The sequence below is a fragment of the Myxococcaceae bacterium JPH2 genome, assembly GCA_016458225.1.
GTDB lineage: Bacteria > Myxococcota > Myxococcia > Myxococcales > Myxococcaceae > Citreicoccus.
On sequence record JAEMGR010000001.1, the window covers coordinates 479,761 to 495,418 of the forward strand.

The window sequence follows — 15,658 nt, forward strand, 5'->3', positions numbered from 1 at the left end:
TGTCCCCTTAATACCAGACCGTGATTTTACCGGGCGTGTCGAACGGGTCGCCCGCCGCCACGTCCACGGCGCCATCGCCGTTGAAGTCGCCCACCGCCAGCCCCGAGCCGAGCGACTTGATGCCCTTGAAGCGCGTCTGCGCGAACCCGTCGCCCGCCACCGCGTCGAAGGGCGTGGGCCCGGAAGCGCCGTGGTACATCACCCACACCGACGAGCCCGCCGTGGCGGCCTCGCTCACCACGAGGTCCGGCAGCGTGTCGCCGTTGATGTCCGCGGTCGCCAGCACGTAGCCGAAGAAGCGCGCTCCCGACACGCTGGCATCGTCCGCCACCTGGAGGCTGGAGGTGGGCTGCGCGCTGAACCCGGCCGTGGTGCCGTCCAGATAGAAGTTCACCCGGTTCACGCTCGGCTGGGACACCACGAGGTCCACGGCCGCCGTGCCACCGAAGCTCGTGGCGCCCACCACGTCCACGCCGAAGCCGTTGGGTCCACCGCCACCGGCCGCGCCCAGCGTCAGCGTCTGGAGCGCCTCGGAGGCGAGCAACGTGCGGTCCGCCACGTTCGGCCCGGAGCGCGACGCCAGCAGGCTGCCCCGGAAGATGTACACGAGGTTGAACTTGTCGTTGGGGACCGAGAGCGACAGCTCGGGATGACCGTCGCCGTCCAGGTCGCCCACGTTCGCCTGTCCGCGCCGCCGGCCGAACAGCGTGGACGTCGCGGGCGCGATGGGGGCCTCGGTGCCCTCGATGATGCGGTCCGCCGAGTCCATGGGGATGAAGGGCACGTTGTCCGCTTCGTGTCCGGTCGCGGCGGCCAGCCAGTCCGCGCGCGTGCGTCCGAAGAAGAGGAACATGCGCCCGCGTCCGCCATTCTCGCCGTCCGCGCTGAGGAGCACCTCGCCCATCCCATCGCCGTTGAGGTCCGGGAGGATGCGCACGGCCCAGCCCAGGTTGGTGGCGCCGACACCCGCGTGGCCTCGGAACTCCACCGGCGAGGGGTCCACCGTCTGATTGGCCCGGCCGAAATACAGGAACGCGCGGCCCCGGAACGCGGACCAGCGCGGCGAGCCGACCAGCACGTCCGGCCGCCGCTCGTTGGCCGCGTCGCCCACGTTGCCCACGGCCACCTCGGTGCCGAAGTACTGCTGCGCCTCGGACGTGGGCGGCAGCAGCACCTGCGGCGCGACGCTCGCGTTGGTCGCGTCGTAGTAGATGTACACGCCGCCCATGTCCGCGGTGCCCGACGAGGCGTTGCGGAAGTTGCCCGCCACCAGGTCATCGCGGCCGTCACCGTTGAGGTCGCCGCTGGCGAGCGCCGAGCCGAAGATGCCCAGCGTGGCGGTGGGGTTGGTCAGCGTCGTCGCGTGCGAGTTGACCAGCGCGGGGATGGTGCGCGGGTCGGAGAGGTTGCCCACCTCGTCGCGCGCGCGCACCTCGATGAAGTACGTCGCCAGCGGCGGCAACGTGAGCCGGCGCGAGGTGTCGCCCGCGGGCAACAGACCACCGGTCTCCTGACGGACCTTGTTGCTGTACCAGGTCGTCTCGTTCGGGATGCCGCCCGGGAGCTGCGTCTCGGTCGTCCAGCGCAGGTCGTAGCCCGTGGGTACGCCGGACACGCCGTCGTCGCCGCTGGCCGTCCACGCCACGTCCACCTGCGCCCTGCGCTCCGCGCCGCTGACGAGCGTGCGCGTCACCGAGACCTGCGCCGGAGGAACCACGTCCACCACCGCCGTGACGGTGCGCACCGCCGTGTTGCCGGCCCGGTCCCGCACGCGAAGCTCCAGCGAACCGCTGGTGTCATGCGGCAGCACCAGGCGCACCGTCTGCGGCTGGCCGTCCTGCGCCACGCTCGCCGAGGTGGAGACGGGCTGGCCTCGGTAGAAGAACTGGAACGCGCCACCCACGGCCCCCGCCACCGTCACGTCGAAGTCCGCCTCGGCGTCGCCGCCCGGGGAGACGTCCTTCACGTAGCCCGCCTCGGGCGTGGGGAACAGGTGCGCGTTGGACGCGGCCACGAAGGTGAGCTGCGTCGCGGGAGGCGACACCGTCGAGATGGTCGGCGGCGTGATGTCCACCGTGTAGTCGACGAAGTCGGAGGTGTGGTTGTTGTTGGCGTCCACCATCTCCACGCTCAGCCGGCCCTGCTCGCCATCGGCCAGCGTCACGGGGAACGTGAAGTCGCCGGAGCTGGCGTCCGCGAGCGAGGTGCCCACCGCGACGGCCGGCGTGCCCTTGAGCAGCGACACGGTGCGGCCCGCGCAGCGCGAGGTGTGGCCACGCACCGTGTACTGGAGCCCGGGCGTACCCGGAGCCGCGTCGTCCGCTTGGATGAAGTCGCGCACGGCGTCGGCCGGCGAGGTGAGCGACACGTCACAGCCCACCAGGTGGACATCCACGCCGGCCGCGCTGGCGGTGCCGCGATTGCCCGCGGGGTCATCCACCTCCACCGTCACCGCCTGCCGACCATCCGGGAAGTTGAGCGTGCCCTGGGCCACGCCCTGGGACACGGGCAGCGCTCCCACCTGGACGCGGGTGCCGCTCCCCTCGGGCGTCGAGTAGACGCGCGCCGTCAGCCCGTCTCCGCCCTGCACCGCCACGCGAACCGCGACGAGCGCCGAGTCGGACTGCTGGCCCGCCGTGGGGCTCTCCAGCGAGAGCACCGGGGCCTCCAGGTCCACCGTCACGATGCGAGTCACCGCCGTGCTGGGGTTGCCCGCGCTGTCGCGAGCGGTGACGGTCAGCGTGTACGTCTGCGTGCCCGACGCCGGCACGGTGAAGTCGTGCGTCACCGCGCGGCCCGAGGGCGTGAGGGACACCGGCGTGAGCCCCGGCTCCAGCGTGAAGAGGACGCCATCCGCGCCCACGTCCGCGCTGGTCAGCATGCTGACGCGGAGCTGATAGCCCGAGGCCATCGGATCCGCGTCCTGCGCGGGCCCCAGCGTGGCGCCCACCGCGGGCGCGCTCACGTTGACCGTGGGCGGCACGCGGTCCACTCGGAAGTCCGTCAGCGCCGCCGCGTTGAGCGGATCCAACGGGTTGGGCGGATTGGCCTGCACCGTGCGGTTCACGTTGCCCACCGTGTCCGTGAGCACCACCACGAGCGCCGCATCCGCCTCGGACAGCGAAGCCATCGACGTGAGGGTGACATCCGTGCGCGAGCCCGTGGAGACGGCCTGCCCGATGAGCGCGAGCGACCGCGCGTCACGCACCTGCACGGGCCGCCCGGCCTCCAGGCCCGTGGTGGACACGCGCAGCACCGGCGCGCCGCTCGGAGACTCAGCGAGGTTGAGGATGCGGTCGCCGTTGCTATCCCCGACGAACTCGAGCGCCGTCACCTCCGGCCGCGCGCCGTCCACGCGCAGCGTCACCGGCGCGGACTCGGACGTGCGGCCCGAGTCATCCAGCACCACCTTCAGCGAGTACTGACCATCCGGGTATGAGAAGCGCGTGGTATCCGGGGGCAGCGACGACGCCAGGGTGAACCAGCCGCTGCCATCGCGGCACGGCGTGCGGTCCACGGTGAGCGCGATGTCCGTGCACACGTCCACCACGGCCGACGACGACGCGCCGTTGAGCGTGAAGGACAGCGGGCGCTGGATGCCCGGCGTGGCGGGGTCCTGGTCCTCGTTGAGCGAGTACTGCGTGGAGGCACCCGGCGCGGTGAGCGCGATGGCCTCGGGCGTGGTGTCCAGCGTGTAGAGCGCGCTGGCGCAGGCCCCCGCGCCCGCGGTGTTGGTGAGCACCGCGCGCAGCACGTTGACGCCCTCGCTCAGCGTGACGGCCGTGAACGTCTTCTTTTCCTCCGCGGAGGCCACGTCCATCGAGCCCACCTCCGTGGTGTCGCGGTACAGCTTCAGCACGCCGGACACGCCCTCGCCGAACGCGAGCGTCATGGGCACCGACAGTCCGCCCGTCACCGCCGTGCCGTCCGCGGGGCCCAGCGTCCGGTTCGGATCCGGCGCCGCGAACGACAGCGAGGACTCCGCGAAGGCGGACGCCACCGCCACCGTCTGCGTGGCAGAGTTGCCCGCCGGGTCCACCGCGCGCACCGTCAAGGTGCACGTCCCCGTCGCCGGCACGCTGATGCCACGCAGCGTGGCCACCCCCGCGCCATTGGCGACCGCGGACGCGGTGCCCGTCAGGCCACAGCCGTCCACGAACACCTGCGAGTCCGCGTCCGTCTTCACGTCCAGCACCACCTGCATGCCGGGCTGCACGGACGTGTCGACGAAGTTCGCCCCGATGCGCCCGTCCACCGCGTCGCGCACGGTGGCCGTCAGCGCGGGCTTCGCCGTGTCTCGCCGCGCGATGACACGCTGGCTGCGACCGCCGCCCGCGCACGAGGCCACCAGGCTCCACGCGCCATCCTGCGTCAGCGGCGCGGTGAGCGTCGCGGCGCCACCCGAGGCCGTGGCGGACACGCTGATGGTGGTGCCATCCGACGCGACCTCAGCCAGCGTCACCGCCCCGTTGGGCGCATCCACCCGGACCGCCACCGAGCCACCCGTGACGAACTCACGCGCGGCCGGCTCCACGATGCGGCACGTGGAGCGCCCCGTCTGCACGGACACCGTCGTGGGCTGCGAGCAGGTCTGCAGGCCCGCCGCGTTGCGCACGCACGCCTTCACGGTGTTGGCGCCCTCGGCCAGGTCCAACTGGAACGCCGCCACCCGGTCCGCGCCACTCGCCACCGTCGCCACGCGAAGCGGCTGTCCTAGCCGGCTCGTCACGGTGGTCCACAGCTCCACGTCCGTGCCCACCGGCAGCCCGTTCACCTTCACGGTCGCCGGAGCCTGCACCCCGTCCGCCGCGTCGCCGTTGGCGTCGCTCGTCACCAGCGCGGGCACCTCCAGCGCGAGCACCGGCACCGCGCTCGCCACCACCACGCGCAGGGGCTGCTCGGTGACGTTGCCGCCCGAGTCCGTCAGCCGCAGGCGGAAGTCGAAGGCGCCATCCCCCGGCACGGTGACCGCGGTGAAGGTGACCGCTCCCGCGCGCACCTGCGTCTGCACCGAGTCCGCGCCTTCGCGCGACAGCATCGCCGTGCTGCCGTCCTCCACCGAGCGCACCACCGCCACCACGTCGAACGTGGGGCTCGCCACCGGAGCGACGGGCGAGGCCACCACCAGCCGAGGCGCCTCGGTGTCCAGCGTGAAGCCGCGCGGCGCGGACGTCACGTCACCCGTGGCGCGCTTGAGCACCGCGGTGCAGCGGGCCATCTGCGCCTCCCGCACGGGCTCGGTGAGCGTGGCCACCACGGTGGCGCTGCCGTCCTGGCCCAGCGTGAAGGGCACGGGCGCAAGGCCGCACACGCCCGCGCAAGACAGGAGGCCGCTGGCGCCGCGCAGTGCGGTGCCCTTCAGCCCGAAGCGCACCTGGTAGCCCGGCGTGGTCGGATCCGCGTCGTCCGCCTCGCGCAGCACCTGACCTTCGGCGGGCGAGGAGAGGTCCACGCTGGGCACCTCCGTGCCCACCGCCACCGTGACTGTCTGCGTGGCCGTGCGGTGAGAGCCGGACTCCTCCACCGTCACGCGCAGCACGCTGGTGCGCAGCGGCAGCGTGACCGAGGAGAAGCGCACCTTGGCGCCGTCGATGCGCGCGGAGGGGCCCGCCGTCCAGGCCTGCTCACTGCCGGCGCGCACCTCCAGCTTCGCGCTGGAGAGCTTCACCTCGCGGCCCGCCGTGTCGCGGCCCACCGCCACCACGTCCTGCTGGAAGCCGTCCGTGGCGGAGTCCGCATCCTCGTCGAGCGCCAGGCGCTGCCCGTCCTTGGGGGACTCGAAGTCCACCGCGAGCTGTGACTCGACGGGCGGCTCGCCGCCGCAGGAACACCCGGAGATCCACACCGCGGCCATCGCCGCCAGCAAGCCAGTCCAAGTCGCTCGATGCATGCCCGTCACTCCTTGTGCCGAAGTGGGGACCCGGTTCCCCGTGCCGCGAGCACCAACACCTGCCGCTCCACCAGGAGCGCCACGAAGCGCGCCGTGTCCTGACGACATAGCGCTGGATCCACGTCGAACTCCTCGCACAGCTGCCGCGAGATGTCCTCCACCGAGCGCTCGCCATCCGCCAGCTCCAGGATGCGCTCGGCGACCTGGGAGGCCCCTGCGTCATCCTCGAAGGTGTGGAGGAACGTCTCCCCCGGTCCCAGGACCGAGAGCACGCCCCGCGACCGCACGGAGACGGCGTCAGGGTGCAGTCGGGGCACCGCGCTCAGCCAGTCGTCCATGGAGTTACGGCTCGGGGCATGGGGGCGGACACCGTTCTGTCTCCGGGAGTGGAATCGCGGTGTCCCGTGCTTCCCCGGCCCTGACGGAGCACGGCGGGCATGCTACCCGGGGAGGGAGGACGCCACCAAGTGTGGGGAAGCGGCCGGATGGGCGCGGGGGCCATGGCCGTCCCGGCGCGACCATGGTTGATGGCGGCCCCGCGTTCCCTCCGGCCCGGAGCGGCGCGCGGAGGGGAGCGGCGCCATGGAGGCAATGCCGGATGGTGGACACGCGCCTGCCCCGCGGCAGGGGTGGTGGGGACGACACTGGAAGTGGGTGATGGTCATCATCCTCGTGGGCGCGCTCGGTGCCTGCGGCTGCCTGGGCGCCCTGCTGCTCGGACTCGGCTCGCTCAAGGACAGCGCGGGCGCCTACGCGGAGGCGGTGGCCATCGCGAGGGACCATCCCCAGGTGCAGCAGGAGCTGGGCGCGCCCATCCACCCGAGCTTCCCTCGCCACGCCACCACGAGCACCGTCAACGGACACACGCGCACGGCCTTCACGCTGCCGCTCGACGGCGCGCGCGCCAACGGGACGCTGCACGTGGAGGCCGACGAGCAAGAGGGCCAGTGGGTCTTCCAGCAGCTCTACGTGGAGCTGGAGGACGGGCGCATCCTCGACCTGCGCTCGGGCGAGGACGCCACGCCCCGGACGGCGCATCCTCCACCGGAGGCCGCACCCGGACGCGGACGCGACATCGAGCTGTAGCCCCACAACGGCACAGGGGCGGCGCGGAAGTGCTGCTCCGCGTCCGCCCCCGTCTTCAGCCGTCACCCCATGAGGGGCGCGTGACTACTTGAGGCCGTGGATGGCCTGGCGCAGCGCGGGGAGCACCTTGAAGAGGTCCTCCACGAGCCCGTAGTCCGCCACCTGGAAGATGGGGGCCTCGGGGTCCTTGTTGATGGCCACGATGGTCTTCGAGCTCTTCATGCCCGCCAGGTGCTGGATGGCGCCGCTGATGCCCGCCGCGATGTACAGCTGCGGAGCGACGACCTTGCCCGTCTGGCCGACCTGCAAGTCGTTGGGAACCCAGCCGGCGTCGCACACCGCGCGCGAGGCACCGACGGCGGCGCCCAGCTCATCGGCCAGCGCCTCAATCTCCTTGAAGTCGCCCTTGGTGCCGCGACCGCCGGACACCACCACGCGCGCCTCGGTCAGCTCGGGGCGGGCGCTCTTCACTTCCTTGAAGTCGACGAACTTCGTCTTGGAGGCCTCGACCTTCGCGGCGAAGGTCTTCACCTCGGCGGCGCCCGCGCCCGTCGCGGCGGCCGGGAACTCCGTGGCGCGCACGGTGAACACCTTCACCGGCGTGGTGAGCTTCACCTCGGCGAACACGTTGCCGGCCCACATGGGGCGCGTGAAGGTGATGTCCGCGCCCGAGCCGTTGATGGCCATGACGTCGGTGGCCATGGCGGCCTTGAGGCGACCGGCCACGCGCGGCAGCAGGTCCTTGCCCTGCGCCGTGGAGGCCATGCCCACGTAGTCCGCCTTCAGCTCCTGGGCGAGCGCCGCGATGGCGGGCGCGTAGGTCTCGGCGAGGTAGTGCTCGAACTCGGGGGCGGCGGCGGTGTGGACCGCCTTGGCGCCGGTGCCCTTGAGCTCCTCGGCCAGCTTCGCCGGGTCCTTGGCGAGCAACACCAGGTGCAACTCCGCGCCGGCCTTGTCGGCCAGGGCCTTGCCCGCGGAGATGGCGTTGAGGGAGGCCTTGCGCAGGTTCCCGTCCGGCTGCTGCTCGGCGACGATGAGAACGATTGGCATCTGTCTGACTCCAGTCTCTCGAAAGGGTGCGTGACGAAGGGAGCGCTCGCGCGACTCAGACGACCTTCGCCTCGTTGTGAAGCTTCTCCACCAGCGTGGCCACGTCCGGCACCTTGATGCCCGCCTTGCGCGCGGGGGGCGCGGACATCTTCAGCACCTGGATGCGCGGCGTGACGTCCACGCCCAGCTTCTCCGGCGTCAGCTCCTCGATGGGCTTGCTCTTGGCCTTCATGATGCCCGGCAGGCTCGCGTAGCGCGGCTGGTTCAGGCGCAGGTCCGTGGTGACGACGGCCGGCAGCTGCACTTCCAGCGTGGCCAACCCGTTGTCGACCTCGCGCACCACGCGCACGGCCTTGCCGTCCGCGGTCAGCGCCACCGCGGGCACCTTGTTCTTCTCCGCCTCGCTCTCCAGCGACTCGACCTTGGAGGCGAACGTGGCCTGGCCCCAGCCCAGGAACTCGGCCAGGTACTGGCCCACCTGGTTCTGGTCATCGTCGATGGACTGCTTGCCCAGCACGACGAGGTCCGGCTTCACGTTCTCCACCACCTTCTGGAGCAGCGCCGCGATGCCGAGCTGATCCAACGCCCCGGCGTGGTTCACCCACACCGCCTTGTGGGCGCCCATGGCCAGCGCGTGCCGCAGCTGCTCCTGCACGTCCTTGGGGCCGATGGACACGACGATGACTTCGCCGCCGTGCTTCGTCGCGAGCCGAAGCCCTTCCTCGACGCCGATTTCGTCGAAGGGGTTGATCTTGTACTTCAACCCTTCCTGGACGATGCCCGATCCGTCCGGCTTGACCTTGATCTTCGACTCGGGATCTTCCACGCGCTTGGCGGTGACGAGAATCTTCACGGCGTTGCTTCTCCTTGCGAGGAGCGACTGGAAAGTGCGGCGGGCCAACAACACCCTGCGCGGTGACTTGACGCACCGCGCGACCGGGCAGGATTAATAGGCATTCGCGTGACGCGGCGGCAACGGGAAACGGCCGCCGGTCACAGTTTTGCTGTACTACTTGAACAGTTCCTTCGCGATGACGAGCCGCTGGACCTGGCTGGTCCCTTCGTAGACCTGGATGAGCTTCGCGTCGCGCATCAGCTTCTCCACGGGGTACTCCTTCATGTACCCGTAGCCGCCGTAGACCTGCACCGCGTCCGTGGTGACCTTCATGGCCATGTCCGCCGCGAAGCACTTCGCGTAGCTGGACTGGAGCGTGTTGCGCTGGCCCTGGTCCAGCACCCAGGCGCTCTCGTAGGTGAGCAGGCGCGCGCCGTGCGTGTTCATGGCCATGTCCGCCAGCATGAACTGCACGCCCTGGTGCTCGCGGATGGGCTTGCCGAAGGTCTGCCGCTGGGCGGAGTACTCCAGCGAGTGCTCCAGCGCGGCGCGGGCGATGCCCACGGAGATGCTCGCGGTGAGCGGGCGGCTGTTGTCCAGCGTGGCCATGGCCACGAGGAAGCCCTGGCCCTCCTCGCCGATGCGATTGGCGACCGGCACGCGCACCTCGTCGAACGTGACGGTGGTGGTGTTGCTGGCGCGCTGGCCCATCTTGTTCTCGTGCTTGCCGGTGGTCAGGCCCTGCGGACGGCCCTCCACCACGAAGCAGGTGATGCCCTTGTGCTTCTTCGCCTTGTCCACCGTGGCGAAGACGGTGAACTGGTCGGCATAGCCGCCGTTGGTGATGAAGCACTTGGAGCCGTTGAGCACGTAGAAGTCGCCCTCGCGGCGGGCGGTGGTGCTCATGGCGGCCACGTCCGAGCCGGCGCCCGGCTCGGTGAGGCAGAAGGAGGAGAACTTCACCTTCTGCGTGAAGGGCGTCAGCAGCCGCTTCTTCTGGTCATCCGTGCCGTGAAGGATGATGGGCAGGTTGGCCAGGTCGTTGGCGATGAGCGACGTGGCCACGCCCGCGCAGCCCCACGCCAGCTCCTCGCACACCATCACCTGCTCGAGGTGCGACAGGCCCAGGCCGCCGTACTCGGACGGGATGGCCATGTTGATGAGTCCCAGCTCGAACGCCGCGGACAGCAGGTCCTTGGGGAACTCCGACGTCTCGTCGTAGTGCGCGGCCTTGGGGCGGACCACTTCGCGGGCGTACTTGCGCGCCGCGTCCTGCAAAGCGCGCTGCGATTCGGTGAGCTGGAAGTCCATGCGGCTCCTCGGGTTGATTCAGTAGTCAACAATTACCCTTGGAGCCGCCGGACCGCCAGTCCTACGTACTAGCCCTTCGTCTTGGGGACCTTCTCCCAGTCCGCGAGGAACTTCTTGATGCCCGCGTCGGTCAGCGGGTGGTTGGCCAGCTGGGTGATGACGCTGTAGGGGAGCGTGGCCACGTGCGCCCCCATGCGGGCGGACTGGAGCACGTGCACCGGGTTGCGCACGCTGGCGACCAGCACCTGGGTGTCGAAGTCGTAGTTCTGGAAGATTTCCAGGATGTGGGCGATGAGCTCCATGCCGTCCTGGGAGATGTCATCCAGGCGTCCCACGAAAGGCGACACGTAGGTGGCGCCGGCCTTGGCGCACAAGAGGGCCTGGTTGGCGGAGAAGCAGAGGGTGACGTTGGTGCGGATGCCCTCGGCGGTGAGCGCCTTGACGGCCTTCATGCCCTCGACGCCCATGGGAATCTTCACGACGACGTTGTCGTGAATCTTCGCCAGGCCGCGGCCTTCCTTGATGAGCTCGGGCGCCTCGAGCGAGACACACTCGGCGCTGATGGGGCCGTCCACGATGGTACAGATTTCGCGGATGGTCTCGTCCAGGCTCCGGCCCACCTTGGCCAGGAGTGACGGATTGGTGGTGACGCCATCCACGCAGCCCATCTCGTGGGCCTTGCGGATCTCCCCGACGTCGGCGCTGTCGATGAAGAACTTCATCTCGTCCCCTTTGGGATTGAACCTGCAGGTAGAGGGTGGGTGCGGCCAGTCGCAGGCAGCCGGCCGTGCAGGCCCGTAACCGATGGCCCCCCATGCGTCAAGGGTGGCCAGGGCCCCGGGCCCGGGGATAAAGGTAGCGCCCGTCGCCATGGCTCGCTCCCCTCGCTCCCCTGCCAAGAAGCCCCGCTTGCGGGCCCTCCCCGGCCGCTCCGCTCCCACCTCGCCGCCCCCCGTGGACGAGGACGCCGCCGCCACGCTCGCCTACGCGAGAGGCGTGCTGGAGGCGGAGGCCCACGCCATCCTCGGCGTCACCGAGCGACTGGGCCCGTCCTTCCTCCGCGCGCTCAAGCTGGTGCGCGAGTGCACCGGCCAGGTCGTCGTCACGGGCATGGGCAAGGCGGGGCTCATCGGCCAGAAGCTGTCCTCCACGCTGGCGTCCACGGGCGTGCGCTCCGTCTTCCTGCACCCCGCCGAGGCGGTGCACGGCGACCTGGGCCGCGTGGGCCGGGGCGACGTCATCCTCGCCATGTCCAACAGCGGCGCCACCGAGGAGCTGGTGCGCCTGCTGCCGTCCTTCAAGCGCATGGGCGTGCCCGTGGTGGCGCTCACCGGCGACGCGGAGAGCGCGCTGGCGCGGGGCTCGGACGTGGTGTTGGACATCGGCCGGATTGAAGAGGCGTGCCCCATGGGGCTGGTGCCCACCGCCTCCACGGCCGCGCTGCACGCGGTGGGCGACGCGCTGGCCATGACGCTCTTGCGCTCGCGGCCGTTCGGCACGGACGACTACGCGCTCTTGCACCCGGGCGGCAAGCTGGGCCGCTCCGTGCTGCGCGTGTTCGAGCTGATGCGCTCGGGGCCGTCCAACCCGGTGGTGCGCGACACCGCGCGCCTGTCCGAGACGGTGGTGGTGATGACCAACACGCCGGGCCGCCCGGGCGCGGCCTGCGTGGTGGACGCGGACGGACTGCTGGTGGGCATCTTCACGGACGGAGACCTGCGCCGGCTCGTGGAGCGCGGCCACACCGACTTCGACGTGCCGGTGCGCGCCGTCATGGGCAAGCGCCCTCGGTGCGTGACGCCGGACACGCTGGTGCTCGCGGCCACGGCGCAGATGCGGGAGCTGCGCGTGGATCAGCTCCCGGTGGTGGACGTGGAGGGCCGCGCGGTGGGCCTGCTCGACGTGCAGGACCTGCTGGCCTCCAAGTTCGTCTGAAGTCTGGCGGGGCCTACTGGGCCATCTTGGCCTGGAGGCCCGCCTTGCCCGCGTACTCGGGCGCGTCCTGGGCCAGCTTCTCCCAGAGCGCCTTGGCGCCCTTGGCGTCGCCCTTGGACTTGAGCGTGTCGCCCAGCGCGTCCACCGCGGCGGCGTCCGACTGCACCGCCACGCCCCAGATGCGCGTGGCCATGGGACGCCCCAGGCCCACGAGCGCCCAGGCCATGCCCGCCTTGGCGCGCCCGTTCTGCGGCTGGAAGGGCACCACGCGCGTGTAGTTGGCCAGGGCCTCCTGGTAGCGGCCGTGAGCCAGGTGCTCCTCGCCCTCCTCCACCAGCTTCGCCAGCCCCTGGTCCATCTCCGGCGTGTGCTCGGTGTTCTGCACCGCCTCCACCATCTCCGGCGTGAGCGCGCGCGGGCCATCGGCCTCGGCGGGGTTGCCCCGGGCCGGCATGGCGGCCACCGCCTGGGACAGCCGGATGCGGCGATCCGCGGCGCGCGTCTCCAGGTACTTCTGACGCCCGCCGGCCTTCACCGTGTCCTTGGCCGTCTGGCTGAGCTGCTTGGCCATGGGCGCGCGCGGCGAGTTGGGGCGCGCATCCGCCAGCATGTCGAAGCCCTCGGCCGCCTTCTTCAGCGCGGCCAGGTCCTCACCGTTGGACTCGAACAGGACCGACGAGCGCGCGAAGAGCGCCTCCTCCTGGCCGGGCTCCAGCTCCAGCACGCGGGTGTACACCGCGAGCGCGCCCGCCGAGTTGCCGGTGAGGTAGAGCGAGTTGCCGCGCATCACCTCCACGTCCAGCACCGGCGTCAGCGCCGCGCGCGCGCACGCCGCCGCGCCCGCCGTGTCGCCCTTCTTCACCCGCTCCTGCGCCACCGTGGCCATGGCCTCCAGCGCCATGCCGGGCGTGAAGCCGCAGTTCGCCGCCTCCGCCGTGGGCACGGGCGCCTTGCCCAGCTTCTTGCGCGCGGCGAGGAACACGTCGCGCACCGGCTGCGCGCGTCCCTCGGCCTGCTGCAGGTAGGTGATGGCGTCCGTGTGCCGGCCATTCAGGTAGTAGAGCCGCCCCAGCGACGAGGCGATCTCGAACGTCTTCTCGCGCTCGCGCAGGCCCTGGGTGGAGTCGAGCTGCTTGAGCAGCTCCTCGGCGGACGGAGGCGCCCGGCCCGACTCGGCCACGGGCGGATGCCCCTGCGGCAGCGGCCCATTGGGCGCGGCCGGCGCCGTGCCCGGCGCGCCCAGCGTGGGATGTCCGGGAGGCAGCGCGCCCGAGGGAGCCGCGGACGCGGTGCCCATCGCGGGGTGGCCCGCGGGCATCGCGGCGGAGGGCGCGGTCGTGGGCGAGGCCTGCGTCCCCGGAGGAATGACCGGGTGGCCGGGAGGAAGCGTCGAGGGCTCGGCGGCGAGCAGCGCCGCGGTCGCCAGGGCGAGGGGAAGGCTCATGAGTCGTTCACCGGAAGGCGGGAAGTGCTCGCGTCGGGCCACCAGAGGGCCTCGCGCTTGTGGACATCCTGCGGGGCGAGCTTCCCCAGGAGTTCCTTCACGGACATCCCCAACACGGGATGCTTCACCTCGGGGGCGAGCTGCGAGAGCGGCTCCAGCGCGAAGCGGCGCTTGTGCAGCTCCAGGTGCGGCACCTGGAGATTCGGGTCCGCGACCACCTGCTCGTCCCACAAGAGGATGTCCAGGTCGATGGGCCGGGGAGACCAGCGGGGCCCTCCCCGACGGCGTCCCAGGTCTTCCTCAATCTGCTGGAGGATGCACAGCAGGCGCTGCGGTGCCACCCCGCACTCCAGGGCCACCACCGCGTTGAGGAAGCGAGGCTGCTCGGGCCCCACGGGCGCGCTGTCGAACAACGACGAGCACGCCAGCACGGCCACGGCGTCAATGCGGGACATGGCGTAGAGGGCGGCGACGAGTTGAGCCTCGCGGTCCCCCTCGTTGGACCCCAGGCCGACGTAGACGGTAGCGCTCACGGCTCCATCTCAACCGGATTCACCAGGGTTCCGATTCCCTCGACCTCCACCTCCACCGTGTCCCCGGCCTCCAGCTTCCCCACGCCCGAGGGCGTCCCCGTGCTCACCAGGTCGCCGGGCAGCAGCGTCATCACGTGCGAGATGAAGGACACCAGGCGGGCGGCGTTGAACACCATGTCCGACGTCCGGCTGTCCTGCCGCACCTGTCCGTTGACGCGGGCCTGGATGCGCAGGTCTCCGGACGCCAGCCCCGTCACGGCCCACGGGCCCGCGCAGGCGAAGGTGTCGTAGCCCTTGGCGCGCGTGTGTTGAATCTCGCGCTTCTGGATGTCGCGCGCCGTCACGTCGTTGAAGCAGGTCAGGCCCCAGATGGCGCGCGCGGCGGTGGCCTCGTCCGCGTTCTTCAGCCGCTCACCGATGAGCAGCGCCAGCTCCGCTTCGTAGTGCACTTCCTGGCTCGCGCGGGGAATGCGGATGGGCGAGCCGTGGCCGTTGAGGGCCGTGGAGGGCTTGGTGAAGAGGAGCGGCTCGGAGGGAATGGGCTTGCCCATCTCCTCCGCGTGCTTGCGGTAGTTCTGCCCGATGCAGACCACCTTGGACGCCTCCGAGGGCACCAGCAGCGTCAGCCCGCCCAGCGAGCGGCGGATGCCCGTCTCCTTGCCTCCCGCCCAGGGCGCCGCGGTGAGGACCACCACCTCGTTGCCCTCGACCCGGCCGTGGTGCGCGCGGCCCTCGTGAAGGAAGCGGCAGTAACGCGCGGTCATTTCGTCCCCTGGAGGCCGAGCACGTCGGCCATGTCGTAGAGCCCGGGCGCGCGCTTCGCCACCCACCGCGCGGCGCGCAGCGCGCCCAGCCCGAATTGGTCTCGATTCGTGGCCCGGTGGGTGAGTTCGATGCGCTCGCCCTCGCCGAAGAAATACACCGTGTGCTCGCCCACCACGTCGCCGCCGCGCAGGGTCTGCACGCCAATCTCGCCCGGCGGGCGCGCGCCCACCTGGCCTTGCCGCGCGAAGGTGAAGTCGTCGCTCGAGCGCCCGAGCGCCTCGGCCAGCACCTCCGCCAACCGCAGCGCCGTGCCGCTGGGCGCGTCCTTCTTCATGCGGTGGTGGGCCTCCAACACTTCGACGTCGAAGCTCGGGCCCAGCACCCGCGCCAGCTCGGCGGCCACGCGGAAGACGAGGTTCACGCCCACCGACGTGTTGGGCGCCGCGACGATGGGGACCTTCGCCGCGCTCCCCCGCAGCGCCTCGGTCCGCTCGGGCGTGAAGCCCGTGGAGCCCACCACCATCGCCACGCCGCGCTCGGCGCACGCGCGCGCGTGGGCCACGCTCAGCTCCGCGCTGGTGAAGTCCACCACCACGTCCGCGGAGGCCGCATCCAGCGCGAGCCCGAGCTCCTCCTCCACGCACGTCAGGCCCGTGGAGGCCTTTGCCTCCGCCGCGCGTCCCGGCCGCACCGTGGCTCCCACCACTTGCAGGTCCGTCGTGGCCCGCGCGAGCCGCAGGAGCGTGCCGCCCATGCGGCCGGTGATGCCGGTGATGACGATGCGAGTCATGCGCGCGCCCTCGGGCCGG

The 15,658-nt window shown here is 71.3% G+C and carries 12 protein-coding genes; 2 read left to right on the top strand and 10 right to left on the bottom strand.

From position 1 onward, the window contains the following. Positions 1 to 7: 7 nt before the first annotated feature. Both JGU66_02035 and JGU66_02040 read right to left on the bottom strand, forming a co-directional pair. Positions 8 to 5,890, bottom strand: a complete 5,883-nt coding sequence (locus JGU66_02035; protein ID MBJ6759523.1) for an FG-GAP repeat protein — start codon at positions 5,888 to 5,890, stop codon at positions 8 to 10. A 5-nt stretch (positions 5,891 to 5,895) separates the two neighbouring features. Further along, entirely contained in the window at positions 5,896 to 6,228 is a 333-nt protein-coding gene (locus JGU66_02040; protein ID MBJ6759524.1) for a PqqD family protein, read from the bottom strand. A gap of 319 nt (positions 6,229 to 6,547) precedes the next feature. On the opposite strand from JGU66_02040, the gene JGU66_02045 reads away from it, so the two are divergent. Next, complete coding sequence (locus JGU66_02045; GenBank protein ID MBJ6759525.1) at positions 6,548 to 6,976, top strand: hypothetical protein; 429 nt, start codon at positions 6,548 to 6,550, stop codon at positions 6,974 to 6,976. Positions 6,977 to 7,060: 84 nt separating this feature from the next. Here JGU66_02045 and JGU66_02050 read toward each other — a convergent pair whose 3' ends face one another. The 4 genes from JGU66_02050 to fsa form a co-directional block, all read right to left on the bottom strand. Then, positions 7,061 to 8,026, bottom strand: a complete 966-nt coding sequence (locus JGU66_02050) for an electron transfer flavoprotein subunit alpha/FixB family protein (GenBank protein MBJ6759526.1) — start codon at positions 8,024 to 8,026, stop codon at positions 7,061 to 7,063. Between the two features lie 55 nt (positions 8,027 to 8,081). Continuing rightward, positions 8,082 to 8,879 carry an electron transfer flavoprotein subunit beta/FixA family protein gene (locus tag JGU66_02055; GenBank protein MBJ6759527.1) on the bottom strand — a complete coding sequence of 266 codons (798 nt, stop codon included), beginning with the start codon at positions 8,877 to 8,879 and terminating at the stop codon, positions 8,082 to 8,084. 156 nt (positions 8,880 to 9,035) lie between these two features. Then, positions 9,036 to 10,172, bottom strand: a complete 1,137-nt coding sequence (locus JGU66_02060; protein ID MBJ6759528.1) for an acyl-CoA dehydrogenase family protein — start codon at positions 10,170 to 10,172, stop codon at positions 9,036 to 9,038. 68 nt (positions 10,173 to 10,240) lie between these two features. Next, complete coding sequence (gene fsa / locus JGU66_02065) at positions 10,241 to 10,894, bottom strand: fructose-6-phosphate aldolase (protein MBJ6759529.1); 654 nt, start codon at positions 10,892 to 10,894, stop codon at positions 10,241 to 10,243. Positions 10,895 to 11,042: 148 nt separating this feature from the next. Here fsa and JGU66_02070 point away from each other — a divergent pair, with 148 nt between their 5' ends. Continuing rightward, positions 11,043 to 12,107, top strand: a complete 1,065-nt coding sequence (locus JGU66_02070) for a KpsF/GutQ family sugar-phosphate isomerase (protein MBJ6759530.1) — start codon at positions 11,043 to 11,045, stop codon at positions 12,105 to 12,107. A 13-nt stretch (positions 12,108 to 12,120) separates the two neighbouring features. Here JGU66_02070 and JGU66_02075 read toward each other — a convergent pair whose 3' ends face one another. From JGU66_02075 to JGU66_02090, 4 genes are read right to left on the bottom strand one after another with little or no spacing between them, the layout of a single operon-like run. Then, the gene (locus JGU66_02075; GenBank protein MBJ6759531.1) at positions 12,121 to 13,551 is read right to left on the bottom strand and encodes a hypothetical protein; all 1,431 of its coding nucleotides are present in this window, start codon (positions 13,549 to 13,551) and stop codon (positions 12,121 to 12,123) included. Further along, a complete protein-coding gene (folK, locus tag JGU66_02080) occupies positions 13,548 to 14,084 on the bottom strand; it encodes a 2-amino-4-hydroxy-6-hydroxymethyldihydropteridine diphosphokinase (protein ID MBJ6759532.1) in 537 nt (178 codons plus the stop codon). Before folK ends, JGU66_02075 begins: the two co-directional genes overlap by 4 nt. After that, positions 14,081 to 14,848, bottom strand: coding sequence for a fumarylacetoacetate hydrolase family protein (locus JGU66_02085; protein MBJ6759533.1), 768 nt, complete (start codon positions 14,846 to 14,848; stop codon positions 14,081 to 14,083). Before JGU66_02085 ends, folK begins: the two co-directional genes overlap by 4 nt. Next, the gene (locus tag JGU66_02090) at positions 14,845 to 15,639 is read right to left on the bottom strand and encodes a 4-hydroxy-tetrahydrodipicolinate reductase (GenBank protein MBJ6759534.1); all 795 of its coding nucleotides are present in this window, start codon (positions 15,637 to 15,639) and stop codon (positions 14,845 to 14,847) included. The genes JGU66_02085 and JGU66_02090 overlap by 4 nt, the downstream gene beginning before the upstream one ends. Positions 15,640 to 15,658: the final 19 nt, after the last annotated feature.

Excerpts from the sequence above, each read along its gene's own strand:
- JGU66_02090 (MBJ6759534.1), bottom strand. The coding sequence starts at position 15,639 with ATGACTCGCATCGTCATCACCGGCATCACCGGCCGCATGGGCGGCACG.
- fsa (MBJ6759529.1), bottom strand. The coding sequence starts at position 10,894 with ATGAAGTTCTTCATCGACAGCGCCGACGTCGGGGAGATCCGCAAGGCC.
- JGU66_02085 (MBJ6759533.1), bottom strand. The coding sequence starts at position 14,848 with ATGACCGCGCGTTACTGCCGCTTCCTTCACGAGGGCCGCGCGCACCAC.
- JGU66_02040 (MBJ6759524.1), bottom strand. The coding sequence starts at position 6,228 with ATGGACGACTGGCTGAGCGCGGTGCCCCGACTGCACCCTGACGCCGTC.
- JGU66_02070 (MBJ6759530.1), top strand. The coding sequence starts at position 11,043 with ATGGCTCGCTCCCCTCGCTCCCCTGCCAAGAAGCCCCGCTTGCGGGCC.
- JGU66_02045 (MBJ6759525.1), top strand. The coding sequence starts at position 6,548 with ATGGTCATCATCCTCGTGGGCGCGCTCGGTGCCTGCGGCTGCCTGGGC.
- JGU66_02075 (MBJ6759531.1), bottom strand. The coding sequence starts at position 13,551 with ATGAGCCTTCCCCTCGCCCTGGCGACCGCGGCGCTGCTCGCCGCCGAG.
- JGU66_02060 (MBJ6759528.1), bottom strand. The coding sequence starts at position 10,172 with ATGGACTTCCAGCTCACCGAATCGCAGCGCGCTTTGCAGGACGCGGCG.
- JGU66_02035 (MBJ6759523.1), bottom strand. The coding sequence starts at position 5,890 with ATGCATCGAGCGACTTGGACTGGCTTGCTGGCGGCGATGGCCGCGGTG.
- JGU66_02050 (MBJ6759526.1), bottom strand. The coding sequence starts at position 8,026 with ATGCCAATCGTTCTCATCGTCGCCGAGCAGCAGCCGGACGGGAACCTG.